Raw genomic sequence first — 24545 nt, 5'->3', positions numbered from 1 at the left:
GGCCCTACCCGCCGGCCGGGCTGCGCTGTCTCTCGACAGAGCTAACGAACGCGTCGCGTTCGCGTCGCTCTGCTCGGCAGCTTAGCCTTCATCCCCCATCTTCAGCGCCGCGATGAACGCCTCCTGCGGGATGCTCACGTTGCCATATTCGCGCATCTTCGCCTTCCCCTTCTTCTGCTTCTCCAGCAGCTTGCGCTTGCGCGAGGCGTCGCCGCCGTAGCATTTCGCGGTCACGTCCTTGCGCATCGCGGAGAGGGTTTCGCGGGCGATCACCTTGCCGCCGATCGCGGCTTGGATGGGGATCTTGAACAGGTGCCTCGGGATCAGCTCCTTCAACCGCTCGCACATCCCGCGCCCGCGCTGTTCGGCGGTCGAGCGGTGGACGATCATGCTCAGGGCGTCGACCGGCTCCTCGTTGACGAGGATGCTCATCTTCACGAGGTCGCCCTCGCGCACGCCGATCTGTTCATAGTCGAAGCTGGCATAGCCCTGGCTGATCGACTTCAGCCGGTCGTAGAAGTCGAACACCACTTCGTTCAATGGCAGTTCGTACACCACCTGCGCGCGCCCGCCGACATAGGTGAGGTCCTTCTGGATACCGCGCCGGTCCTGGCACAGCTTGAGGATACCGCCGAGATATTCGTCGGGGGTGTAGATCGTCGCCTTGATCCACGGCTCCTCGATCACCTCGATCCGGTTGACGTCGGGATAATCGGCCGGGTTGTGCAGCTCGATCGTCTTGGCGTCCTCGTTCTTCGTGTGGGACAGCTGCATCGTATAAACGACGCTCGGCGCGGTGGTGATGAGGTCGAGGTCATATTCGCGCGTCAGCCGCTCCTGGATGATCTCGAGGTGCAACAGCCCCAGGAACCCGCAGCGGAAGCCGAAGCCCAGTGCGGCCGAGGTTTCCATCTCGAAGGTGAACGAGGCGTCGTTGAGCCGCAGTTTGTAGAGGCTATCGCGCAATTTCTCGAAGTCCGCCGCGTCGACGGGGAACAGCCCGCAGAACACCACCGGCTGCACTTCCTTGAACCCCGGCAGAGGCTTGTCCGTAGGATTTTTCACCGTGGTGATCGTGTCGCCGACCGCGGTCTGCGCGACTTCCTTGATCTGTGCGGTGATGAAGCCGATCTCGCCCGCCTGCAGTTCGTCCAGCTCGACGCGCTTGGGGGTGAAACAGCCGACGCGGTCGATCAGATGCTCGGTCCCCGCCTGCATGAATTTGACGCGCAGACCCTTCTTCAGGACGCCTTCCATCACCCGCACGAGGATGACGACGCCCAGATACGGGTCGTACCAGCTGTCGACCAGCATGGCTTTCAGCGGCGCGTCGCGGTCCCCCGTGGGCGGCGGGATGATGTCGACGACGGCCTGCAATATGTCCGCGATGCCCTGCCCCGTCTTCGCGCTCGCTTCGACCGCGGTCGCGCTGTCGAGGCCGATCACGTCCTCGATCTCCAGCTTCACCTTGTCGGGGTCGGCGGCGGGCAGGTCGATCTTGTTGATGACGGGCACGATCTCATGGTCGTGCTCGATCGACTGGTAGACGTTGGCGAGCGTCTGCGCTTCCACCCCCTGCGCCGCGTCGACGACGAGAAGCGCGCCTTCGCAAGCCGCTAGGCTGCGCGAGACTTCGTAGGCAAAATCAACGTGCCCCGGCGTGTCCATCAAATTGAGCTCGTACGCCTCCCCGTCCGCCGCGGTGAAATTCAGCCTAACGGTCTGGGATTTAATGGTAATCCCGCGCTCCTGCTCGATCTCCATATTGTCGAGCACCTGCTCGCGCATTTCCCGCGCCGTCAGCCCCCCCGTCTCCTGGATGAGCCGGTCGGCCAGCGTCGATTTGCCATGATCGATGTGCGCGATGATGGAGAAATTACGGATTCGGGAAAGATCGGTCATATCGCTCACGCGGCTAGCAGCGAACTATGGGCCTGTCAGCAATTTCGGAACCGTCACGGCCTGCCAACCGTCTCGTTCCCGTAACAGGGAGATAAGCGCAGATGGTCAGCACGTCAGAACTCGAATCCACCGGGGCAAGCCTCGAGAACTGGACCCGCGCGGGATATGTCGCACGCGGACTGGTCTATATCCTGCTCGGCTACGTGGCGATGCAGTCGGCGAGTGCGGATTCCACCTCCGACCTCTTCAAGGCGGTCGAGGACCTGCCCGCAGGCACCGTCCTGCTCGCCATCATCATGATCGGTGCCTTCGGCTACGGCCTGTGGAAGATTTTCGATGCGGTAAAAAATCTCGAAGGCTTCGACGACGATGCCAAGGGGAAGGCCAAACGCTTCTTCTACGTCGTCGCGGGCTTCGGCTATTTCGTGATGGCCTATCTGGCCGGCAAGACCTTGTTCGGTTCCGGCGGTTCCGGACAGGGAACGCAAGAGGCGGCATCGATGGCGCCGGACTGGCTACTGTACGCAACCGGTGCGGGCATTCTGGTCGCAGGCCTCTATCAATTCAAGAAGGGTATCACCAAGGAATTCCTAGCAGGCCTCGCCGCCGGAACGCCGCCTTTCGTGGGCTATTTCGGACAGGCCGGACACTTTGCGCGCGGCGTCGTCTTCGTGGTGTCGGGTTGGTTCGTGATCCAGTCGACCGGCAACAGCGATCAGGCCAAGGGTCTTGCAGGTGCATTGCAGAGCATGCGCGACACCGGCTGGTTCTTCACCGTGCTGTGCATCGGGCTGATCCTGTTCGGTCTCTTCAGCCTGGTCGAGGCGCGCTACCGGATCATTCCCAACGAAGATCTTCGCCCCAACCGCTAACGGAGGCGACAGGTTGAAAAGAGGGGAGGCGGTCGTTCGTCGACTGGCTTCGCCCGTTCATCGACCCGGCCCATAGCGATAGCATCAATTGCGGCGCGCACCCTTGCCGGGGTGCGCGCCGCACGGCTATCTGCCGCTCAACGGATTCCAATTTGCGGAGATTTTCCATGACCCGACTGTCGCGTTTCGCCCTTGCTCTCGCCTCCACCACGATGCTCGCAGCGGGCGCCCATGCCAGCACGCTGGAAACCGCCGCGGCCACGACGGCTGCCGCCGCCGCGCAGGATCCCGCGCTCGAAAACCTCGTCGACCAGGTTCAGATCCCCCACGAAACCTTCCAGCTCGACAATGGACTGACCGTTATCGTGCACGAAGACCGCAAGGCTCCGATCGTCGCGGTCAGCGTCTGGTACAATGTCGGGTCGAAGGACGAGCCTCAGGGCAAGACCGGCTTCGCGCATCTGTTCGAACATCTGATGTTCAACGGGTCGGAAAACCTGCCGGGCGACTATTTCACCTATACCGAGCAGATCGGCGCGACGAGCCTCAACGGCACGACCAGCTTCGATCGCACCAACTACTTCCAGAACGTGCCGACCGGCGCGCTCGAGCGGGCGCTTTTCATGGAAAGCGATCGCATGGGGTATCTTCTCGGTGCGGTGACGCAGGAGAAGCTCGATAACCAGCGCGGCGTTGTCCAGAACGAAAAGCGCCAGGGCGACAACCAGCCGGGCGGCCTTGTCTTCTACGAAGTCGCGAAGCAGCTGATGGGCGAGGGTCATCCCTACAGCCACACCCCGATCGGCTCGATGGCCGATCTCGACAGCGCTTCGCTCGGCGATGTGCAGCAGTGGTTCCGTGACAAGTACGGCCCCAACAACGCAGTACTGGTGCTGGCGGGCGACATTGATGCCGCGACGGCCCGTCCGCTCGTCGAGAAATATTTCGGCGCCATCGAACGCGGTCCCGTCAACACCCCCGCGCAGGCCGAGATCACCGAGCTCGAAGCGAACAAGCGCGTTACGATGATGGACAACGTACCGCTGCCGCGCGTGACGAAATACTGGAGCGTTCCCGGGGTCGCCGATCCCGATCAGGAAGCCCTGGAAGTCGCCGGCCAGATCCTCGGCGGGCTGAATTCGAGCCGTGTCGACGCCGAACTGGTTCGCGGACAGGAAATCGCCAACTTCGCCAATGCTGGATACAGCGGTTTCCACCGTGTCGGCTGGTTCTCGATGGGCGGCGAGGCCAAGGAAGGCGTCGGCATCGACCAGCTGGAACTTCAGCTGCAGCGCATCCTCGCCGATTTCGTGATCAACGGTCCGAGCCAGGAAGAAGTGAATCGCGCGGTGACCAACCTCCTGTCGCAGAACGTCCGCGGACTGGAAGCCGTCGGCGGGTTCGGCGGCAAGGCCAACACGCTTGCAGAAGGGCTGCTCTACAACAACGATACCGGCGAATATCGCACCGAACTGTCCAATTATGCCGAGATGACGCCCGCGCGCGTCCAGGCGGCGGCGGCGCGGTGGCTGGCCCGTCCGAACCTCACCCTGCTGCTGATGCCGGGCGAGCGGGAGGAATATGAGGAAGCGCAGGGCGCGACCGGCCCGCAGCCGTCGAGCGCTGCACCGCAGAATTACGAGATCACGCCGCGCGAGCTGCCGCCGATCGGCGAGACCGCTTCGCTCGACTTCCCCGACGTCACGACCGCGACGCTGTCGAACGGTGCGCGCCTGCATTATGCGATGCGCGACACGGTGCCGGTGACCACGATGGTCGTGGAATTCGATGCCGGGCGTGCCGCCGACCCGATGGACGGACGCGGAACCGCGAGCATGACCATGAGCCTGCTCGAGCAGGGCGCCGGCGGCATGGACGCGCAGGCGCTGGCCGAGGCGCAGGAAGGCCTGGGTGCCAGTATCTCGTTCGGCAGCGGTCTCGATGAATCGACGGGCAGCATGTCCACCCTTTCGGTCAATCTCGACGAGACGCTCGACCTGTTCGGCACGATGCTGAAGTCGCCCGATTTCGAAGCGGGTTCGATCGAGCGTGTGCGCCGCCAGGCGCTGGCGGGCTATCAGCGGGCGCTGTCCAGCCCCAACGGTCTCATCGCCGATACGCTTCCGGCCATCATCTATGGCGAAGCCGATCCCTATGGGGCGAGCCCCTATGGCGATCCGGCCGCGATCCGCAATCTGACCCGCGACGACCTGATGTCCTTCCACCAGGCCTATATCCGTCCCGACAACATGGAGATTTTTGTCGTCTCCAACTTGTCGATAGCCGAAGTTCGCTCGGCGATCGAAGAGGAACTCGGCTCCTGGGCGCCGCCGACGGTAGCGGCGGGACAGAAGGTATTCCCCGCGCGTCCGACGCGTCCCGAGGAGCCGGTGTTCATCCTGGTCGACCGCCCGGACTCGCCGCAGTCGATCATCGCCGCGCAGCAGATCCTGCCGCTCGGACCCGATGCCGATCTGGTCGACATCAATGCCGCGAACGAGGCGTTCGGGGGCAACTTCCTCGGCCGCATCAACATGGACCTGCGTGAAACCAAGGGCTGGTCCTATGGCGTGCGCGGAAACGTCAGCCGCAACGACAACGACGTGAGCTTCGTCATCACCGCGCCGGTTCAGGCCGACCGGACCGCCGACAGCATCGTCGCGCTGCGCGAGCAGACCGCGGCGTTCCTCGGCGACGACGGGCTTCGCGAGGACGAGCTGGAGCGCATCGTGGCGTCGAACGTCGCGTCGCTGCCAGGTCAGTTCGAGACTTCGGGCGCGGTGCTTGGCGGTATCCGCCAGAACGTTGAACTGGGTCGCCCGATGGACTATTATGAGACGCTCTCGGAACGCTATCGGGGCCAGACCCGTGCCAGCCTCGACAGCGCCATCCGTGACGTACTCGACCCCAACCAGTTCGTGTGGGTGATCGTGGGCGATGCCGACGAGGTCGCACCGCAGCTCGACGCCGCAGGCATAGAATATGAGGTTCGTGAACTGAACGTCGGCGGCTGATCGGGCCCTCGACGGCGCTTCATGGGGCGCGTCATCCCAACCGGGTGACGTGCCCCATTTTGCGTCCGGAGCGCGCCTCGCGCTTGCCGTAGAGGTGGAGATGGGCACCCGGTTCGGCGAGCAGTTGCTCCCACAGGTCGACGTCGCTCCCGATGAGATTATCCATCGTGACCCGCGGGCTCACCAGGGCAGGATCGCCCAGCGGCAGGTCGAGGATGCAGCGCAGATGCTGTTCGAACTGGCTCGTCTGCGCGCCCTCGATGGTCCAGTGGCCCGAATTGTGCACGCGTGGCGCGATTTCGTTGATGAGCGGACCGTCGTCGGTCGCAAAGAACTCGACTGCCATCACCCCGATGTGACCCATCGCAATCGCGAGGGTGCAGGCGGTCTCGACCGCCTGCGGGACCTGGGCATCGACGGGCTCCCCCGCGGGGACCTCGCTGCGCCGAAGGATGCCGCCGTCGTGGATGTTGCGGGGTGCATTGAAGACCGCGAGTTCGTCGTCGGCGCGGCGCGCGACGAGGATCGAGAATTCGGCCGCGAAATCGACCGCCTTCTCGGCGATCGCCGGTTCGCGGCCGATGGCTTCCCAGGCTTCGAGAAGCTGATCCGCCTCCCGGACCCACGCCTGCCCCTTGCCGTCGTAGCCGAGGCGGCGGGACTTGAGGACGAGCGGAAAGGCGAGGACTTCCCCCGCCGCGTCGAGATCGGCCGCTTCCTCGATCCGGTGCCATGGCGAGACACGCCCGCCCTGTTCCTCGATGAAGGATTTCTCGTGCGCGCGGTCCTGCGCGATGGCGAGGCTGCGCGTGCCGGGACGCAGCTTGTCGCCCATGGTCTTTAGCGGCTCGACCGGCAGATTTTCGAATTCGTAGGTGACGACGTCGCATTCGGCCGCGAAGGCGGCGAGAGCGTCGGTATTGGCGTAGTCGGCACAGACGTAGAGACTGGCCGGACCGCTCGCGGGGGGTGCCGGGTCGGGAGCGTAGACGTGGGTGCGATAGCCCATGCGCGTCGCCTCGAGGCACAGCATCCGGCCGAGCTGGCCGCCGCCGACGATGCCGATGGTACTTCCGGGTGGCAGGCTCATTCGGGTTGCTCCGCGACTGCGTCGGTCTGCTGGGCGCGCCAGTCGTCGAGGCGTCGCGCGACCGTTTCGTCGCGGGTCGCCAGCATGGCGGCGGCGAACAGGGCGGCGTTCTTGGCGCCCGCGACGCCGATGGCGAACGTGGCGACGGGAACGCCGGCGGGCATCTGGACGATCGAATAGAGACTGTCGACGCCCGACAAAGCCTTCGATCGGACCGGAACGCCGAGCACCGGGACCGGTGTCAGCGCTGCGACCATTCCCGGCAGATGGGCAGCGCCGCCGGCACCTGCGATAATGACTTCGAGACCGCGTTCGCGCGCCGATCGGGCGTAGTCGACCATGCGATCAGGTGTCCGATGCGCCGATACGATCCGCACCTCGTGCGACACGCCGAGGGTCTCGAGCAGCGCGGCTGCCTCGCCCATCGTGTCCCAGTCGGACTGGCTACCCATGATCACGCCGACCCTGGCGTTCGTTGGGGCGTTCATCGCCTCTCCCCCTCGCGTCGCTGAAAGCGCCTTCTAGGCGATGGCGCGTGGCCGATGCAATCAGTCCTCGTCGACGTAGGAGCGGCGGACTTCGTTCAAGTCGTCGTCGAGCTTGTAGATCATCGGGCGGCCTGTGGGGATTTCCAGCCCCGAAATATCCTCGTCCGAGATCCCCGACAGGTGCTTCACGAGCGCGCGCAGACTGTTGCCGTGGGCCGACACCATGACCGTCTCGCCCTTGCGCAGATGCGGCACGATCGCTTCCTCGTAATACGGCAGCACGCGCGCGATCGTGTCCTTCAGACTTTCGGTGGTCGGGATGTCGATGCCGGCATAGCGCGGGTCGGAGTCCATGCGGAATTTGTCATCCTCTTCCTGCGCGGGCGGGGGCGTGTCGAAACTGCGACGCCAGATATGGACCTGCTCCTCGCCGACCTTGTCCCGCATCTCCTGCTTATTGAGGCCGGTCAGCCCACCATAATGACGCTCGTTCAATCGCCAGTCCTTGACAACGGGCAGATAGAGCCGGTCCATCTCGTAGAGCGCGAGGTGGAGCGTGCGGATCGCGCGGGTCAGGACCGAGGTGAAGCAGCGCACGGGCTCGTAACCCTTGGCCTTCAACTGGCGCCCCGCGCGAAGCGCTTCCTCCACGCCCTGCTCGGTAAGGTCGACGTCCCACCAGCCCGTGAAACGGTTCTCGAGGTTCCACTGCGACTGGCCGTGGCGGGCGAGGATGAGCGTCGGCATCAGCGCTTGGCCTTTTTGCGTTCGATAAGGTCGGGCAACATTCCATTGAGCGTCGCGAGGCAGGCATGCGCGAGGTGGGCGCAGCGCTCGGTCGACCAGCCATAGATGGGGTCGGGCATGTCGTCATTGTCCTTGAAGGGCATTTCCAAGGTCATCGACACCGCACCGAACCGTTCGGCCAACTGGGTGGTCGACATGGAGAGGTTGGCTTCGCCCGGCTTGGAAACCTCGTAGCCCTTCTCTTCCTGGAAATCGGGTGTGGCCGCGTTCAACGCAGCGCTGAACTTCTTGAACAGATCGTACTGTGCATCCTCGAGACTGGGGATGCCTTCGAAGCCCGCGAGGAAGGCGGCGGGGATTGCTTCGTCGCCGTGCACGTCCATCGCGAAATCGACGCCCGTCTCGTCCATCCGGTTGCGCACGTAGAGCACTTCGGGACTCTTTTCCTGCGTCGGATTGTCCCATTCGCGATTGAGGTTCGTGCCCACCGCATTGGTGCGAAGGTGACCGCGCCTCGACCCGTCGGGGTTCATGTTGGGCACGATGTGAAAGGTGCAATGCTTCAGCAGGTTGCGGCTGATGGGATCGTCGGGATCGGTCAGCTTGTCGAGCGCGCCTTCCATCCACCATTCGGCCTGGCTCTCGCCCGGATGCTGGCGCGCGTAGAGCCACACCGTGAGTTCGCCCTCGCCCATGACAAGATAATCGAGATCCTGTCCGTCGTGGGTCTTGCCGAGGCTGCGATATTCGACGTCAGGCAGCGCCGCGATGGTCGCGACGAGATCGAGGTGCCGGTCCATCGAATAGGGAATGTAATAGGCCAGATAGACGCAGTCTGTCTCGGGAACGAGGCGGATGGTGAGGGTGCCGTCCTCGTAGCGGGTGCTGTCGACGCGGGTCCATTCGGCGCGGTCGATGCTCATGTACGCTTTGTAGTCGGGCCAGCCGTCGGGATAGGCCGACTTGCCGGCGTTGGAGATGTTGAGTGTGACCTCGCGCCCCGCACCGCCGACCAGCTTGAAATGAAACCACTGGTAGAAGTCGGACTGGTGATCCTTCACGATATGAAGGTCGAGCTTGTCGCCATCGGCAGCGATCAATTCGATGTTTCCGCTGTCGAAGGCGCTGGTAACGGTCAGGCTCATAGGGTTCCCCGCAGGCATTGATTGGTTCGGGCGCTTCCTAATCGCCGACGCTGTCGAAGGGAAGGCTGCCATTCGTCGAACCGGCCTAGGCAGAGCGTCGGCCGGCCCTACATTAGCGGCGAACCTTGTCACTTTCCGATCATCGCAAAGGATCTGCCGCGTGAAATTCCGCCCGCTCGACCTCACTCTCGGCGCCGCCGCGCTCACCCTCGCCTTCCCCGCTTATGCTCAGGATATGGGCGCTGCGGGCAATGCGGAGGCCGACAATGTCCGCGCGCACGTCGAGTTTCTCGCCGACGATCTGCTCGAAGGTCGCGATGCGGGCACGCGCGGTTACGACATTGCGGCTCTGTACGTAGCCAGCCAGTTCAAGGCGATGGGACTGCAGCCCGGCGGCGACGACGGGAGCTGGTACCAGCAGGTGCCGTTCGTCCGCGCGTCGAGCGACGCGCAGTCGGCTTCGCTGACCCGCGGCGGGGAAACGATCGACGTTTCCGATCGCATGGCGCTCAACGCCAGCGTGCGACAGACCGACATCGCAATCGATGCGCCATTGGTGTTCGTGGGCAACGGGCTCGACGAACCGCTGCTCGGTTACGACGATTACGAGGGGCTCGACGTGGCGGGCAAGATCGTCGTCGTGCTGGGCGGCATTCCCGAAGGTCAGCCGGGCGACGTGTCCGCTCACTTGCGCTCGTCCAAGGCACAATCGGCCGCCGCCAACGGAGCGATCGGCATCCTCAACATCACGGGGGCGGAAGGCGAGCGGGCCGCGCGGGTTCTGGATTTCTATCGCGGCCGCGAAGTGATCGACTGGGTTGGTAGCGACGGCACGTCGGGGCGACTGCCCGGCAGCCTGCTCTTCGACGGGGTGATCACGCTCGATATGGCGCGCGACCTTCTGGGCGTGGACGCGGACGGAATTCGCGCGCTGGCGCAACGGGCCGGCGCGGGCGAGAAGATTTCGCGCGACCTGGGCGCGGAGCTGTCGGTGGCGCTCACCTCCACCCACGAGCGGTTCACCAGCCCCAATGTCATCGCGACCCTTCCGGGCGGCGATGCGGACAAGGCGGGCGAACATGTGATGATGACCGCGCACCTCGATCATGTCGGCGTCAACGAGGATGCGCTGGGCGCGGACAAGGTCTTCAACGGCGCGCTCGACAATGCGGCGGGCGTATCGACCATGCTGGAAGCCGCGCGTCTGTTTACCCGCATGGACCGCGCGCCGGATCGTACAATTACCTTCATCGCGCTGACGGCGGAAGAGAAGGGACTGCTGGGGGCGGGCTATTACGCTGCCGAGCCGACCGTTCCGCTTGAGGACATCGCTGCGGTGGTCAATCTCGACATGCCGGTGCCGCTTTACGAATTTATCGACGTGGTGGCCTTCGGTGCGGACTATAACAGCGTCGCGCAGAAGGTCGCAGCGGCAGGCGAGGCGATGGGTGTGAGCGTGGTGCCCGACCCGATGCCCGAACAGAATATCTTCGTCCGTTCGGACCATTACCGCTTTGCCGAGAAAGGCATCCCTGCAATTCTGCTGTTCACCGGTCCCGGAGGCGAGGGCGAGGAGAAGTTCGGCGACTTCTTCGCCAACCAGTATCACCAGGCGGGCGACGACCTGTCGCTCCCGATTATGTGGGACCAGTTGGCACGCTACGCCGATCTCAACTATCGTATCGCCCTCACGATCGCGGAGGACGAAGATCGGCCGCGCTGGTATGCCGACACCTATTTCGGCGACCGTTTCGCGCCGGGGCAGGAACGCGCTCCGCGCCCGTAAAGTCTTGACTCCGGAGGGGCGGCCCACTACCTGCCCCTCTGAGCTTTTCGGCTTCCCGAAAAACCAGATAATTTTGAGGCAGGGCTTTCGCCATGAAGATTCGTAACTCGTTGAAATCGCTGAAGTCGCGTCATCGCGATTGTCGCGTTATCCGCCGTCGCGGGCGGACCTATGTCATCAACAAGACCAACCGCCGCTTCAAGGCGCGCCAGGGCTAACGCCCTATGCGGATGCCCCCCCTGGGCATTGCGCGGTCGATGATCGAAACGCCTCCGCCCCTCGGGTCGGGGGCGTTTTTCGTCATAGTTGGAGCGGCGTGCGCAAATGGTCGATGAGTGCATCGCGCGTCTCGACGATACGATCGAGATCGAACGGACGCCGATAGACGAAGCAATCGGCCGCCTCGGCAAGCCGCATCGCCTGCACGAAACGGTCCGCATAGCCGGGCAGCGCTTCCTGCGCGTCAGGCCAGAACAGGTTTTCGAGTAGCACGGCGGCCGCTCGTTGCCCGCGGATCGGCTCGATCGCGAGGGGCCCTCGCTCGAGCACGTAAAGCCGCGAAAGACGGAACGAGCGGTCCCACGCGGCCTCTTTGCGCAGCGCGACCTCATATTTCTGCATTCCCGCACCGACGAAGGGCGCATTGGACACGTCGATCCCAAGCCGGTCGGCAGCCTCGGGCTTGAGCTTCACGCGCGGAATGCCGGGATGGACGAGCGGGTGACCGTCCGCGTTGAACGAGATGCCCAGCAGATCGTCGCAAAGGGGCTCTACCCCGCCCGCGTCGAGCGCGGCGGCGAGCGTCGATTTCCCGTCTCCCGCCGATCCGAGCATCGCGGCCGCTTCGCCATCTGCGAATACCACCGCATTGGCGTGAACCGCCAACATGCCGCGCTGCAACAGCGCCGCACCCATTACCGGCCCGGTGAGCCAGGTCACAAGTTCGCGATGCGCGACCGAGGGGGCAGCGGTAACGGCGATCCGGCGCCCGCCCTCCACCGCGAAGGAAAGCGCACCGATATCGAAGACGACGCGATCGCCTGCATCCTCGACCGACCAGCGGGCCTGATCGTACAGAGGTCCCTCCGGGCCTTCGTCGAGTGCGATGGCGATGTCGGCCGGTCCCGTCGCCGGGCGGAGCGCCGTGAGGGAGAAGGGGGCGGCGATGCGCAGACCGAAGGCGCCGAAGGTCCGCAGCTTTTCATCCATTTTGCTTGTCACCCATGCCGATGCTCCTTAGCCCCTTTGGCATGGCAGAGGCGAGCGCGATCCTCCTCACCGACCACATTCGACAGAATCGGTCGATCCCGACGGGAGCGGTCGATGGCGAACTCATGGCGCTCGATCCCGCCGCCGGCGAGGTCTACGGACTCGACCCAACGGGAACGCGGATCTGGAACGCGATCGGCGATGGCATTGCAGTCGAAACGCTAATCGAAAAGCTCGCCGACACCCACGACGTTGCAGTGGAGCGGTGCCGCACCGAGACACTGTCCTTTCTCGAGGAACTGGTCGATTCGGGTCTGGTGATCGTGGACCGGGCGTGAGGATCGAACACATCCGCCCTCTGCTGGGTGACATGCGGAAGCGCTTCGGCCGGCGGATCTTTATCTATATCGGCTTTCAGACCGTGTCGGCTCTCGTCGAAGGCATCGGGATCCTGCTTCTGCTGCCGCTTCTCGCGGCGTTGAGTGGCGAGGGTCCAGACTGGTTACCCGCTTTCGCCAGCATCGAGGTCGTAGTGATCGCGTTCCTGTGCGTCATGGTGGTCCGCGCCATCCTTTTGCTCGTGCGCGGACGGATGCAGGCAGCCTTCTATCGCGATTATTCGGTCTCGTTGTCGGGCGAACTGGCCGAGGCACTGGCACGGATCGGATGGCCCGCGGCCAGCGACATCGGGCAGGCGCGGATGCAGCAATATTGGAACGCCAACGTGCCGCGAACGACGCTGGCGGTGACGCAGCTTCTGATGATGGCGGTGTCGGTGCTGTTGCTGACCGTAAAGGCGGCGATCGCTTTTGCGCTGGCCCCGGCCATGGCGGCGGCGGCGACGATATTGCTCGCGCTGAGTTCGTTGGCGAGCTGGACCTGGGTCCGACGGTCGGGGCGCAAAGGACAGGAAGCGCTCGACGCCCTCAGCGATGCGCGCGAGCATGGGTTCCAGTTTCACGCGAGCCTCAAGTCCGCGCTCGCAGAGGGACGCGAACAGGGCTTCGTCGATCGGTTCAAGGCGCTCGTCGGAGCCGAATATGGCGGGTTCTACGCGATCGAACGCGCCGAAGCGGAAGCCGACGTCGCCAATCAGTTCGCAGCAGCCGTGGGTTTGGCAGCGATATTGTACGTGGGGATCGTGGCGATCGAAGTGGAGACGAGCGTCTTCTTCCTGCTGCTGATCCTGTTCGCGCGGATGGTCGGGCCGGCACGGGCGTTGATCGCGCAATTGCAGCGGTTTCTCGCCTATGCGGGGAGCTTCCTGCCGCTGGCCGCGCTGCTGGACAGCGAGACACGCGTCGGCACACGTTTTTGTGCAGAAAGCGACGACGATCGGTTGGAGTGGCAGCGTCTGGAGGCGCGCGGCCTGCTTCTGCCCGCACGCGGCGAACCGCTCGGCCCGGTCGATTGCGTGGTGCAGCGCGGGCGCTGGGTCGCGCTGCAGGGCGCGTCGGGAACGGGAAAATCGCTGCTGGTCGACGTGGTGGCGGGACTGCTCCGGCCGGTGGACGGGACGATGACCCTGAACGATGCACCGTTCGATCCTTCGGACGCACCCCGCTGGCCACGCGAGATCGCCTATCTCGGTCAGGACGGCACGCTGCTCGGCAATACGGCACGGGCCATGATCGATCCGCCCGCAGACGCGACCGATGCCGAGGTCGCGCGATTGATCGAGATGGTCGGCGCGATGCCGTTGATTGAGCGGCTGGGATCGCTCGACACGCGGCTTGGCGATCGCGCCGCTCGCATCTCGGGCGGAGAACGGCAGCGACTGGCGGTCGTCCGTGCGATTCTGCGGCGCCCGAGCCTGCTCATTCTCGACGAGGCGACGGCGGCACTCGACCTCGAAAGCGAGGCGGCGCTGATTACGGCGATCCGTTCCGAATTGCCGGATGCCGCCGTACTGATGGTCTCGCACCGCCCGCAGACGTGGGACTTGATGGACGACCGCGTCGCTCTGGGCTGACACGCCCCAGCATCAACACTTCGTTTACCCCAACCATTCTATACCGGTTTTCGCACCCGCCCGGCGGGTGTCTTTTTTTGACCCAATGCGAGACAGCTCGTGCGATCCGTTCCCCCTGCCCTTCTTGTCTGGACGACGCCGGCGCTGTCCCGGATCGCTGCGAAAGCCGCGCAAATGCCCGGACGACTGTCGATGGGCGAGGGAGCGAGCGGGAAAACCGGTACGATCAAGGGGAGCGCCTAGGTCGGCGGTCGACTCGGAACCCAAAATCCTTTACAAGCATTAACGATTATCGCCCGAACCCGGGTGATTCCAATGTTTGTGTCGAAGGATCCGGTCATGCGTGCACGCGAAAAGAAACTGGTTTGGGACGCCCCCCGTCTCTCACGTCTTAACGCCAAGCAGGCGCGTAACGGTACCAACGCGAGCGGCGAAGGAAATGATTCCGTCTGTGGTGGCGGGATGCGCGTGGTGAACTGCTCGGCCTTCGTCTAGTCGCGCCTTGCTGACATCGCTGGATTTCACGTTTCCGCTCGATAGCGGAAGCGTTCGCGCACCCGATGCCGAGTTGGGAAATGCGCGACTGTGGCTGATCGGCTCGCTGGGCGAGACGGGGTCGCTTCACGAGCTGGCGGGCGATTCCACGGACGACAATGCCTCGCAGGCTGCACTTCTCCTCGCGGGCTTTGAGAAGGCCGGATCGCGAGCGCTACGCGATCTCACCGGTATCTTCGCGGGCATCTGGCAGCAGGGTACGACTGTCCACCTGTTTCGCGACGCGCTTGGCTGCGAACCGCTCCATTATCGGCAGCACGACGGCCGACTGTTCGTCCATTCCGACATGCTTCCCCTCGGAAGGCTAGGTGCCCGCCCGCGGGTCGATGCCAACTGGCTTGCCGGGTTTCTGCTGCTGATCCCCGAAGCGCGGGACGCGACCGCCTATCGCGACGTTCACCGCGTACCGCCCGGATCGATCGTGACGATCGAACCGGGCCGCGAACCCCGCGTCGAGCTCTATTGGGCCCCCGACCTTCAGCAACTCGATCTGTCGCTGGAGGAGGCCGTCGCAACCGCAGAGCGGCTGGTGGACAAGCGCCTGCAGGCGCACGGCAAGGCGCCCCTTCTGCTGTCCGCCGGCGTGGACAGCAATGTCATGTTGTCGCGGCTGGCCCAGGCGGGCAATCTCGGCGACGCGATTACCGGATCGCCCTCGGTCCATGCCGAGGCGGCGGGCGGCGACACGATAGACGAATATCCGCTTGCCCACGCGGCCTATCACGCAGTCGGCGGGGGCGGTGATCATTATCGGCTGCGCGCCGCACCTTCTGGTCTGCGCGAAGCGATCGACTGGGGCTTCGAAGCGTTCGAGCGTCCTATGTACAATCCGTCCAATCTCGGATGGATGGACGGGTGCCAGGCTCTTGCCGCCACATTGGGTGATGGCACCGTCTTCGACGGCACGCTCGGCAATTTCACGATCGGTCACAATGGCGAACATCCGGTGGTCGCGCTCGCGGCGCAGCGTCGATGGCGGGACATGTTGGCCGAATGCGCACGGCACGGCGGGCACGGGCTACGCGCGGTCTGGCGCGAGGCGCCCCCCGAGTGGCTGCTGCGGCTCAAGACACCTTCGGCCGGACGGCGTCAGGCGAAACGGATGTATCTCAAGACAAGCAACCGTTTCGTTGCGAGCGAACGCCGACGCGCGGTCGCGGCGGGATACCAGGCCGACCAGCCCGCCGACGGCATGCCCTTTCCGCAGCGGCGGCTTCGCGACGTCATTCTCCAACTCGACTTGGCCAACAGCAAAAGGGCGGCACGGCGGCGGCACGGGGTCGAACTGGTCGACCCCTACGGCCATCCCGAACTGGTGGCCTTCTCGCTGCGACTGCCCGAGGAGCTGTATCGCCAGCCGAAGCGCGTACGACGGGTTCAGCGCGCGATGCTCGATCCGCGATTGCCCGAAATCATCCGACTGGGTCGCGCCGGCGGAATGCAGGGCGCGGACTGGCGCGCCGCCGCGATCCGCGATGCGGCGCTGATGCGGCAGATCGTCGATCGGCTGCGCGACGGCCATCCGGGCGCCGAGATTTTCGACGTTGAGGCGATGGATCGCACGCTTCGTCAATGGCCGGCCAGCGGATGGAACGATGAAGAGCAGGTCATGACCTATCGCGTGCGGCTGATGCGAACGCTCACCGGCGCCGCGTTCGCTCAGTGGGTCGCGGAGCAATGAGCAAGCCGGAACGCCTGTCGTGGCGGTTCATGGCCGAGGCGCTTCGCGATCTCGTCGTGGCCTCGGTGGCGCTTCGCCGACGCTCCTTCGAAGAGCTGGTTGCGGGCACCCAAAGTGCCCGGCCGCCGGCGGACAATCGAACAGCGCGGCGGATCGAGCGGGTCATCCGCGGGTGGGCGCGGCGTCTGCCCTGGCGACCGATGTGTTTCGAGCAAGCGCTCGCAGCGCAACGGATGCTGGCGCGGCGCGGATATGCGGCGACCTATCATTTCGGGTCGCGCCGGGGAGCGGACGGTCTGGAAGCGCACGTCTGGCTGTCGAGCGGCGAGGTGCCGGTGGTGGGCCATCGCAACGCGCACGAGTTCGTCGAACTCGCCCGCTTTCCCGACGCGCCGCCCGTTTAGTTCGCGGGAGCTTCGGCGGGAGCGGCCTCATAGTCGGGTTCGTTCGATCCATCGGTGACGGGCGTCACCTCGGGCGTGTTCTGCCCCTCGCTGTTGAGCCGCGTGATTTCGCATTCGGGAAGGCCGGCCGCTCCGACGTCGTCGCAATAGCGGATCTGCGCCGTATCGTCATTGCCGATGAAGATCGCCCATTCGACGTCCGCGTCGCAGTTGGCGGTCCACATGTCGACATTCTCATATTCGGTGACGAAACCCGAATAATTGACGAGATCGCACACACCGCCGTTTCCGCGGATGGCGCGCTTGAGCGCAATGTCGCGATCGACGGGCGAACGATCGAACAACTCGTCCTGAAGCGTGCCTCGGACGTCGACGCCGGTATCTTCGGCCACTTCGGTTTCGCCGCATGACGCCAACGCCAGGGCAGCGAGCGGGATGATCAAGGCAACGGACTTCATTTGGCGCTCTCCAGAAGATCGGTGCCCTCTTCCTCTACGTCGCGCGCCAAGGTTTCAAGCGCGCGGCGGATGACAGGATCGCCGCTCGTGTCGGCCATCTCGCGCAGTTCGTGCGGCGAAAGCTTCTGGTGAGAAAGGTCGTCCATGCGACACTGAATGGCTGAAATGGCCAAAAAGTTTCGAAAGTCGCGATTCAGGTGGCCGCTTGCTCTTTGGGGCAACGCTGCCATGTTCGGTTGTCATCCTGCTGTCACCCCTGGAGTGCTTAGACCATGTCGATCCTGTTCGCCGCCCTTTCGCTGACGTTTCAGGATCCTGCGCCACCACTCCCAAAAGTGACGCCGGGACAGATCGTCGAAGCCGCACCCGATGAGGCGTGGCGCGACGTCGATCCCGAGCTTCTCTTGCTGGTCGACCTCGAGGGAGGCCGGCGCGTCGTGATCGAGCTCAACCCGACGTTCGCGCCCGAACATGTCGCCAATATCCAGTCGTTCGCGCGCAACGCCCACTGGTCGGGAGCCAGCGTCTATCGCGTCCAGGATAATTACGTCGCGCAATGGGGCGTCGGCGACGAAGAGCGAAGGCTTCCGGCCGGGGTGAGCGAACGACCGGCGGCCGAATATGTTCGACCGGTGTCCGACCTCAAGGTCACGGGACTGGGTTCGAGCGACAGCTATGCGTCGGCAGCAGGGTTCGTCGACGGATGGCCGGTGGCGCTTTATCGCGACGGAACCGCAAGCCTGACACATTGCTATGGCACCGTCGGGGTGGGGCGCGGGCTCGACCCGGAAACGGGGTCGGGTAGCGAACTCTACGCGGTGATCGGCCACGCTCCTCGCCATCTCGACCGGAATATCGCAATCGTCGGCCGCGTCATCGACGGGATCGAATATCTTTCTTCGCTTCCGCGCGGATCCGAAGGACTGGGAATGTACGCTGAAAACGAAACGCCCGTCCCCATCACGCGCTCGGTCCTCGCCGCAATGCTGCAGGAAGAGCCGATCCCCCGTTATCAGGTCATGCGGGAAGATAGCGAGGCCTTCGCGCGCTACCTGTCGGTACGCGCCAACCGAAACGATGATTTCTATCGCGTCGCGGCGGGCGGAGTGGACGTGTGCAACGTCAACGTGCCGGTGCGGCGGGTCGACGGCTGATCTTCCGCCTTAAATGGCGTGAAGATGGGGGCGGCGGTCCGTGGCCACGACGACCGAGGCGCTGTCGAAGGAATGGACGCTCTCCGCGAGCGGAAGAGCCGTCGCGCAACGCGCGCACTCCGCGGAAATCCGGCCGACGATCCAGTGCGACTGGCCGCAGCCCGGGCAGTAGTTGGCCCCGTCCGCCCGATAAGTCGCGATATAGGATCGGGTCGCATAAGGGGCTCGCATCTGGGGAACGGGTCGGGAAGCCATAAGAGAATCCTTTCGCCTCTTAAACGTCCCGATCCGCGCATGGTTTCCAATGTCTTAAAATGGGTCAATCCGGCGTGGCTGGAGGGCATCACCTGGCCTTGAGCGCACGACCGGTCGAGGCGGTCAGCGCAGGCCAGACCGCGATCATCGCCGAACCGATCGCCAATGCGATCGAGGCTGCGGCAAGCAACCCCAGCTGGACCATGTCGGGACGGAAGGCGATTTCGAACTGATAGACGATCGCGGCGTAGGCGAGCGCGAGGCCTGTCGCGAAGGCGAGCGCGACCGCAGTGACCGACAGAAGGGCGAATTCGGTCAGCTGGCTCGCCACCAATTGCCGCCAGCGCGCGCCGACCAGCCGAAGCAGCGTGAGATCGCGCGCTCTCGCTGCTCGCGTCGCGACGACCGAACCGGCGAGCACGATGACACCGATGGCAATGGCCAGGGCCACCGCGATGCGGATGGCGGCGTCGAGCGCCGTCAGGATCGAGCGCACTTCGGCAAGAATGCCAGCCACGCTGATCGCCGTCACCATCGGCAGTTCGGTCGCAAGACGCCGTTCGAAACCGTCGGCCAGCCCGGTAGCACCCGGCTCGAGCTGGGCCAGAAGAGTGTAGGGGGCATCCTCGAGCGTGCCCGGCGCGAACACGATCCCGAAGTTGAAACCGAACGTCTGCCAGTCCACTTCGCGCAGCGAGGCGATGGTGGCGGTAATCTCGCGGCCTGCGATCGAGAAGGTCAGTGTATCGCCCACCGTGATGCCCAGATCGTCGGCAGCCTCGTTCTCGAGGCTGATCAGCGGCGGGCCGTCATAGTCTGTGGGCCACCATTCGCCCGCGGTCACGCGATTGCCTTCGGGCACCTCGGCGGAGAAGGTGAGGCCCCGATCCCCGCGAACCAGCCAGCTCTGCTGATCTTCGGGAAGGTCTGCCACGGCAACGCCATCCACGGCGGTCACGGCGGCGCGCAAGCTGGGCACGACGCGAACTTCGGCGCCGGGCGCCTCGCGTTCGGCCAGCGCCCTCAGATCCGCCTCGCGATCGCGCGGAACATCGATGATGAAATGCGAGGGTGCGCGATCGGGGATGGCAGTATCGATTTCTGTCAGCAGGCTTTGCCCGCCCGCGCCGAGCGCCACGAGAATAGACAGGCCGAGCCCGAGCGCCAGTACCAGCCGCTGGGTCGCATTCCCGGGACGGTCGAGCGCGGCGATGCCGAGCCGGACGACGGGGCTACCGATGTGCCGCGCGCTGCGGGCGAGACGGCGGACCAGCCACCCGAACAGCAGGAACAGGATCGCGAGCCCAAGCAACGATCCGATCGCGACCGCTGCGAGGAACGGTGTGTCGGCGGCGAGCAGCAGCAACCCCACGACCCCTGCCGTCGCGACCAGCGGAACGATCCAATCGCTTCGCCGCGCATCCATGTCGCCGGGCGCCGCCGTCTGGCGAAGCGTCGCCTTGGGCTGCGTGCGGAGCGCGGAGGCCAGCGGGCGCCAGCTGACCGCCAGGGTGGTCAATATCCCGACGGCCGCGGCCAGACCCAATGCGCCCCAATGCGGTCCCGGATCGGGGGCCAGCGGCAGGCGGTCGGCCACGATCTCGCCAACGATGAGGGGGGCAAGCGCGCCGATGGCCAACGCAGGTACGATCGCCAGCGTGGCAACCAGGAGAATCTCGATCCCGAGCATGGAGCGAAGCGGCGCGGTGGTGGCGCCCACCAGCTTCAGCCGCGCGATCGTCTCGCGGCGGGAGGCGGCGAATGCGCGCATGGCGCTGCCGATCCCCAGGGCACCGATGCCGAGCGCCGCGATCGCGACGAACAGGAGCATGTCTCCTGTGGACGAGACGAACCGCTGCGTGCCACCCGCCGCGCCCTCGCGCGTATCGACGTCCCAACCGATGGGTTCGAGCTGCGACGCCAATTCCTCGCCGAGCGCATTGAGATCGCGATCGCCCTCGACCAAAACACGCACCTCATAGTCGACGAGGCTACCCGGAACGACCAATTGGGTGCGAGCCATGCCTTCGTCGGTGAGAAGCGCGGGCGGCGCGAGAACGAAGCTGCCGCCCGGCATCCGGTCGATCAGGCCGCTCACGGTGAAACTTGCCTGCCCGAGATCGACCGTGTCACCGACGGCCAGGCCGGAGCGTGACGCAATCTCGGCGCCGAGCGCGATCTGTTCCGCATTTGACGGCCGCACCCCTTGCGCGAAGACGATCTCGCCCGCGAGAGGATAGGCATCGTCGCCTGACCGCAGGTCGATCAGCGCGAAGTCGTCTTCGGTCAGCAGCATCGCGCGGGTGGCAACCCCGACGCTGATCTCGCCGGCGTCGCGCAGCACTGCCAGTTCCGCCTCGGTGGCGGGACGCTGCGCCTGCTCAAACTTGAGGTCGCCGCCCAGAAGCGACCGTCCGCTGTCGTCGATCGCGCTTTCCATCGCCGCGACGAGGCTAAGCACGGCGGCCAGGCCCGCGATGCTGAGAAGCAGACAGGTGAAGAGCAGGCCGAGTCCGCCGAACCCGCCTTTCAGATCGCGTTTGGCGAGCCGAGCGCCGAGGCTCACGCCAGCTTTCCGTCGCGCATGTGAAGAGTGCGGTCGGCGCGCGCGGCGAGTTCCGCGTCATGGGTGATGACGACGAGGCCTGCGCCTTCGCTGCGCGCCCGGTCGAAAAGCAGCTCGACGATCGCCGCGCCGGTGGCGCTGTCGAGATTGCCGGTCGGTTCGTCCGCCAGCAGCAATTCGGGTCCCGGCGCGGTGGCGCGGGCGATGGCGACACGCTGTTGCTCGCCGCCCGACAACTGGGAAGGGTAATGGGTCATCCGGTCGCCCAGCCCCACCCGGTCCAGCTCGGCCCGGGCGCGATCGTCCGCATCGGCGCGGCCCGCCAGTTCGAGCGGCACCGCGACATTCTCGTGCGCGGTCATCGTCGGCAGCAACTGGAAGTCCTGAAGCACGATCCCGATCCGTCGTCCGCGAAGCTGCGCGAGCCGGTCCTGCGACAGGCCGGTCAATTCCTCGCCCAGCACCTGCACGGTGCCGCCGTCGGGACGGTCGAGCCCCGCGATCACGCTCATCAGCGAGGACTTGCCCGACCCCGACGGCCCGAGGATCGCGAGCGTCTCGCCGGGCGCCAGCGCCAGATCGACCCCTTTCAGAATGTCGACGCGCGCGGCGCCCTTGCCGAGGCCAAACGTTACATTGGAGAGGGAGAGAAGAGGGTCGGTCATGAGCTCGCGGGTAGAAAGATTGCGGCCCGCGCGCAATCGCGCTAGCCGCCATAAGGTCCATGCTACGTCTCCTCGCTCTTCTGCTGATGCTTCTCGCCCTGCCCTCGACGGGCGGCGCGCAGCCTTCGACCGACCGTGCCGAACCCGTCACCATCCTCGCCTTTGGGGACAGTCTGACAGCCGGCTACGGCCTCGACGAAGGGTTGGGGTTCGCGCCGCAGCTCGAGGATGCGTTGCGCCGCGAAGGGCGCACGGTGCGGGTCATCGACGCGGGCGTTTCGGGCGAAACCAGCGCGCAGGGCCTGGATCGGGTCGAATGGACGCTCGACAATCTCGATCGCACCCCTGACATGGTCATCCTCGAACTGGGCGGCAACGACATGCTTCGCGCGGTCGATCCGGCAGAGGTGGAACGCAACCTCGCGGCGCTCATCGAACGCTTTCAACAGGACGATATCCGCGTGCTGCTCGCCGCCATTCCCGCGGCGCAGAATTACGATCGCGCCTATATCGAGCGGTTCGACGGCGTCTACACGTCGCTCGGCGAACGGTACGGGGTCACGGTCCATCCGTTTCTTCCGCAGGAACTAGCGAGCGAGCCTGGCATGCTGCTTCCGGACGGGGTCCATCCAACCTATCGGGGGATCAAGCGGATCGTGACCGCCATGCTGCCGGTCGCGACGAGCGAACTGGACGCGCTCTAGCCGACGCCGCCCGAAAGAAGCGCGTCGACGTCGACCGGCTGCGCGAATTCCGCCCCCAGCCGCGCGCCCGCGATCCATTTGACGAGCGCGCTCTGTCGCTCGCAGCCCTGCACCATCAGCCAGATGCGCGCGCCGACATCGACTTCCTCGGTGCCGACGATCTCGGCCTGGAAGCCATGCGTCGACAGGTCGATCAGGCGTACATCGAAACCCTCGGCTCCCATCTCGCGCATCAGCGCGTCGATCTCGACCGTCTGGCGCTGACTGCGACGCCGTTCGACCGCCGGGTCGACGGGAGCGATGCGCGCGATCTTCTTATCCTGAGTCGCCTGTTTCATCTGCCCGATACGCTGCGCGATTCGTGCGACAAGTGGCAACAAAAAAGCGACCAATTCGGGTTTCGTTTGCCAAGCCGTTCAGCTTCGATCATATTGCTAAGTGATAGGGGACACAGCAGAAATGCCGCGATCCGCGGCGCTGCGAGGGGATGGAAGACGTGACGATATTGACGAATTCGATGGTCCGACTGGGTGCGGCGAGCATCCTGATCCCGGCCGCTGCCGCGCTGGCAGCCCCGCCGCCGCCGAGCATGCCACCCGCCGACGATGCGCGTGTTCCGGTCGAGGAAGTCGCCGTCGACGCATCGCAGGATGCGGTCGCCAACGATCAGTCGCGCGCCGCAGTCCAGGCGGTCCCCGTCTGGCAGGCCGGAGACGTTGACGAACTCCTGTCCTACATCGACGTCATTCATCAGCATGGGTTGACCCCGGCGGACTATGACGCGGCAGGGCTGCGCGCGATCCGCGCCTCGGGCAGTGCCGAAGAGGTCTCCGCCGCCGCAACCGAGCGATACGAACGGCTGGCGAACGATCTGGCGCGTGGTCATGCGGGCGAAAAGTCGCGGATCGACTGGCATGTCGTGGACCCCGATCTGCAGAAAGAAGGCGATCTGCGGTACCTGACGCTGCGCGCGCTCTACGACAACGACATTACCGGCAGCCTCGACGCGCTGATGCCTACACATCCGCAGTACGAAGCCCTGAAGGCTGCGTTGAAGAAAGAAATCGGCAAGGGCAGCGCTGCCCGCGCGAAGAATGTCGCGGAAATTCGGCTCAACATGGATCGCTGGCGCTGGTTGCCGCGCGATCTGGGCGATCGCTACATCATCGTGAACGTGCCCGCCTATACCGCGGCGCTGGTCGAGAATGGCGAGACCCTGTCGCGCCACCGCGCGGTCGCCGGAGCGAAAAACACCCCGACGCCGCAACTGTCGGTCGAAGCGACGGGCGTGATCTTCAATCCCTACTGGAACGTGCCCAAGTCGATCGAACCCGAAGTGCGGGGCAAGGCCGGCTACGAAGCCGTGCGGGGCGACGACGGCTCGATCATCCGCTGGCGCCAGCCGCCGGGGCCGTCCAATTCGCTGGGTCGCGTCAAGTTCGTGATGTACAATCCGCACCTCATCTATCTGCACGACACCAACGCGCGGGGGCTGTTCAACGCCGAGGAACGGGCACGCAGTCACGGCTGCATCCGGACCGAAAATATCCTCAAGCTCGCGACGATCCTGCTCGAGGAAGACGGTGGCGACTGGTCCGCGGCGAAGACTGCCGAAGTGATCAATTCGGGTGAGAATACGGGTGCCAAGTTCGTGAAGCCGATCCCCGTGCACATCGTCTATTTCTCGGCGGTGGCGAAAGCCGACGGCGACATCCTCGCCTACGAGGACATCTACAACCGCGACAAGCCGGTGCTGGCGACGCTGAACGACGCCCCCCGCGGCGCCGATCCGCTCGCCCCGCGCGACGAGGTTGCGGCGCTGAACTAGTCGCGCATCAACATATCAAGAAAAAAGCCCCGTCGGCGGTCGCCGGCGGG

The 24545-nt window shown here is 65.0% G+C and carries 23 protein-coding genes; 12 read left to right on the top strand and 11 right to left on the bottom strand.

Features of this window, described 5'->3' with window-relative positions; all coding sequences use genetic code 11:
- Window positions 1-81: 81 nt before the first annotated feature.
- Window positions 82-1902 carry a translation elongation factor 4 gene (gene lepA, locus WJT74_RS11940; RefSeq protein WP_343348192.1) on the bottom strand — a complete coding sequence of 607 codons (1821 nt, stop codon included), beginning with the start codon at window positions 1900-1902 and terminating at the stop codon, window positions 82-84.
- Between the two features lie 101 nt (window positions 1903-2003).
- On the opposite strand from lepA, the gene WJT74_RS11935 reads away from it, so the two are divergent.
- Window positions 2004-2774: a DUF1206 domain-containing protein gene (locus tag WJT74_RS11935; RefSeq protein ID WP_343345228.1), complete on the top strand. Its 771-nt coding sequence runs from the start codon at window positions 2004-2006 to the stop codon at window positions 2772-2774.
- A gap of 167 nt (window positions 2775-2941) precedes the next feature.
- On the top strand, window positions 2942-5788 hold the full coding sequence (locus tag WJT74_RS11930) for a M16 family metallopeptidase (protein ID WP_343345226.1): 2847 nt from the start codon (window positions 2942-2944) through the stop codon (window positions 5786-5788).
- 31 nt (window positions 5789-5819) lie between these two features.
- Here WJT74_RS11930 and WJT74_RS11925 read toward each other — a convergent pair whose 3' ends face one another.
- From WJT74_RS11925 to WJT74_RS11910, 4 genes are read right to left on the bottom strand one after another with little or no spacing between them, the layout of a single operon-like run.
- Window positions 5820-6878, bottom strand: coding sequence for a 5-(carboxyamino)imidazole ribonucleotide synthase (locus tag WJT74_RS11925; RefSeq protein WP_343345223.1), 1059 nt, complete (start codon window positions 6876-6878; stop codon window positions 5820-5822).
- Entirely contained in the window at window positions 6875-7366 is a 492-nt protein-coding gene (gene purE / locus WJT74_RS11920) for a 5-(carboxyamino)imidazole ribonucleotide mutase (RefSeq protein WP_343345221.1), read from the bottom strand. The genes WJT74_RS11925 and purE overlap by 4 nt, the downstream gene beginning before the upstream one ends.
- Before the next feature lie 60 nt (window positions 7367-7426).
- Window positions 7427-8113: a 2,3-diphosphoglycerate-dependent phosphoglycerate mutase gene (gene gpmA, locus WJT74_RS11915; protein WP_343345219.1), complete on the bottom strand. Its 687-nt coding sequence runs from the start codon at window positions 8111-8113 to the stop codon at window positions 7427-7429.
- A complete protein-coding gene (locus WJT74_RS11910) occupies window positions 8113-9258 on the bottom strand; it encodes a M14 family metallopeptidase (RefSeq protein WP_343345216.1) in 1146 nt (381 codons plus the stop codon). The genes gpmA and WJT74_RS11910 overlap by 1 nt, the downstream gene beginning before the upstream one ends.
- Window positions 9259-9418: 160 nt before the next feature.
- On the opposite strand from WJT74_RS11910, the gene WJT74_RS11905 reads away from it, so the two are divergent.
- Both WJT74_RS11905 and ykgO read left to right on the top strand, forming a co-directional pair.
- Window positions 9419-11044: a M20/M25/M40 family metallo-hydrolase gene (locus WJT74_RS11905; RefSeq protein WP_343345214.1), complete on the top strand. Its 1626-nt coding sequence runs from the start codon at window positions 9419-9421 to the stop codon at window positions 11042-11044.
- A gap of 92 nt (window positions 11045-11136) precedes the next feature.
- On the top strand, window positions 11137-11262 hold the full coding sequence (gene ykgO / locus WJT74_RS11900; protein ID WP_006833921.1) for a type B 50S ribosomal protein L36: 126 nt from the start codon (window positions 11137-11139) through the stop codon (window positions 11260-11262).
- A gap of 82 nt (window positions 11263-11344) precedes the next feature.
- Here ykgO and WJT74_RS11895 read toward each other — a convergent pair whose 3' ends face one another.
- Window positions 11345-12253, bottom strand: a complete 909-nt coding sequence (locus WJT74_RS11895) for a hypothetical protein (protein ID WP_343345193.1) — start codon at window positions 12251-12253, stop codon at window positions 11345-11347.
- 14 nt (window positions 12254-12267) lie between these two features.
- Between WJT74_RS11895 and WJT74_RS11890 the strand changes: the two genes are divergently transcribed.
- The 4 genes from WJT74_RS11890 to WJT74_RS11875 all read left to right on the top strand — a co-directional run bounded on the left by WJT74_RS11890 (window position 12268) and on the right by WJT74_RS11875 (window position 16865).
- Window positions 12268-12591 (top strand): PqqD family protein, encoded by a 324-nt coding sequence (locus tag WJT74_RS11890; RefSeq protein ID WP_343345191.1) that lies wholly within the window; start codon window positions 12268-12270, stop codon window positions 12589-12591.
- Window positions 12588-14225 (top strand): ABC transporter ATP-binding protein, encoded by a 1638-nt coding sequence (locus tag WJT74_RS11885; protein WP_343345189.1) that lies wholly within the window; start codon window positions 12588-12590, stop codon window positions 14223-14225. Before WJT74_RS11890 ends, WJT74_RS11885 begins: the two co-directional genes overlap by 4 nt.
- Before the next feature lie 502 nt (window positions 14226-14727).
- The gene (locus tag WJT74_RS11880) at window positions 14728-16461 is read left to right on the top strand and encodes an asparagine synthase-related protein (protein ID WP_343345187.1); all 1734 of its coding nucleotides are present in this window, start codon (window positions 14728-14730) and stop codon (window positions 16459-16461) included.
- Window positions 16458-16865, top strand: coding sequence for a lasso peptide biosynthesis B2 protein (locus tag WJT74_RS11875; protein WP_343345184.1), 408 nt, complete (start codon window positions 16458-16460; stop codon window positions 16863-16865). The genes WJT74_RS11880 and WJT74_RS11875 overlap by 4 nt, the downstream gene beginning before the upstream one ends.
- Here WJT74_RS11875 and WJT74_RS11870 read toward each other — a convergent pair.
- On the bottom strand, window positions 16862-17323 hold the full coding sequence (locus WJT74_RS11870; RefSeq protein WP_343345182.1) for a hypothetical protein: 462 nt from the start codon (window positions 17321-17323) through the stop codon (window positions 16862-16864). The genes WJT74_RS11875 and WJT74_RS11870 overlap by 4 nt on opposite strands.
- The gene (locus WJT74_RS11865; protein ID WP_343345181.1) at window positions 17320-17553 is read right to left on the bottom strand and encodes a hypothetical protein; all 234 of its coding nucleotides are present in this window, start codon (window positions 17551-17553) and stop codon (window positions 17320-17322) included. Before WJT74_RS11865 ends, WJT74_RS11870 begins: the two co-directional genes overlap by 4 nt.
- A gap of 42 nt (window positions 17554-17595) precedes the next feature.
- On the opposite strand from WJT74_RS11865, the gene WJT74_RS11860 reads away from it, so the two are divergent.
- Window positions 17596-18477, top strand: a complete 882-nt coding sequence (locus WJT74_RS11860) for a peptidylprolyl isomerase (protein WP_343345178.1) — start codon at window positions 17596-17598, stop codon at window positions 18475-18477.
- A 40-nt stretch (window positions 18478-18517) separates the two neighbouring features.
- On the top strand, window positions 18518-18649 hold the full coding sequence (locus WJT74_RS11855) for a hypothetical protein (protein WP_343345175.1): 132 nt from the start codon (window positions 18518-18520) through the stop codon (window positions 18647-18649).
- 171 nt (window positions 18650-18820) lie between these two features.
- On the opposite strand, the gene WJT74_RS11850 is transcribed toward WJT74_RS11855, so the two are convergent.
- Together WJT74_RS11850 and WJT74_RS11845 are read right to left on the bottom strand one after the other, a co-directional pair.
- Window positions 18821-21298 carry an ABC transporter permease gene (locus WJT74_RS11850; RefSeq protein WP_343345173.1) on the bottom strand — a complete coding sequence of 826 codons (2478 nt, stop codon included), beginning with the start codon at window positions 21296-21298 and terminating at the stop codon, window positions 18821-18823.
- Complete coding sequence (locus WJT74_RS11845; RefSeq protein WP_343345170.1) at window positions 21295-21963, bottom strand: ABC transporter ATP-binding protein; 669 nt, start codon at window positions 21961-21963, stop codon at window positions 21295-21297. The genes WJT74_RS11850 and WJT74_RS11845 overlap by 4 nt, the downstream gene beginning before the upstream one ends.
- Before the next feature lie 59 nt (window positions 21964-22022).
- Between WJT74_RS11845 and WJT74_RS11840 the strand changes: the two genes are divergently transcribed.
- A complete protein-coding gene (locus WJT74_RS11840; RefSeq protein ID WP_343345168.1) occupies window positions 22023-22667 on the top strand; it encodes an arylesterase in 645 nt (214 codons plus the stop codon).
- Here the strand turns inward: WJT74_RS11840 and WJT74_RS11835 are convergent.
- Window positions 22664-23005, bottom strand: coding sequence for a PilZ domain-containing protein (locus WJT74_RS11835; RefSeq protein WP_343345165.1), 342 nt, complete (start codon window positions 23003-23005; stop codon window positions 22664-22666). The genes WJT74_RS11840 and WJT74_RS11835 overlap by 4 nt on opposite strands.
- Window positions 23006-23163: 158 nt before the next feature.
- Between WJT74_RS11835 and WJT74_RS11830 the strand changes: the two genes are divergently transcribed.
- Entirely contained in the window at window positions 23164-24495 is a 1332-nt protein-coding gene (locus WJT74_RS11830) for a L,D-transpeptidase family protein (protein ID WP_343345163.1), read from the top strand.
- The last annotated feature ends 50 nt before the right edge of the window (window positions 24496-24545 follow it).

Origin of the sequence: Sphingomicrobium sp. XHP0239 (assembly GCF_039555325.1) — a bacterium.
Lineage (GTDB): Bacteria > Pseudomonadota > Alphaproteobacteria > Sphingomonadales > Sphingomonadaceae > Sphingomicrobium > Sphingomicrobium maritimum.
Note: the sequence above shows the minus strand (reverse complement) of the source record. Positions and strands in the feature narration are given on the sequence as shown.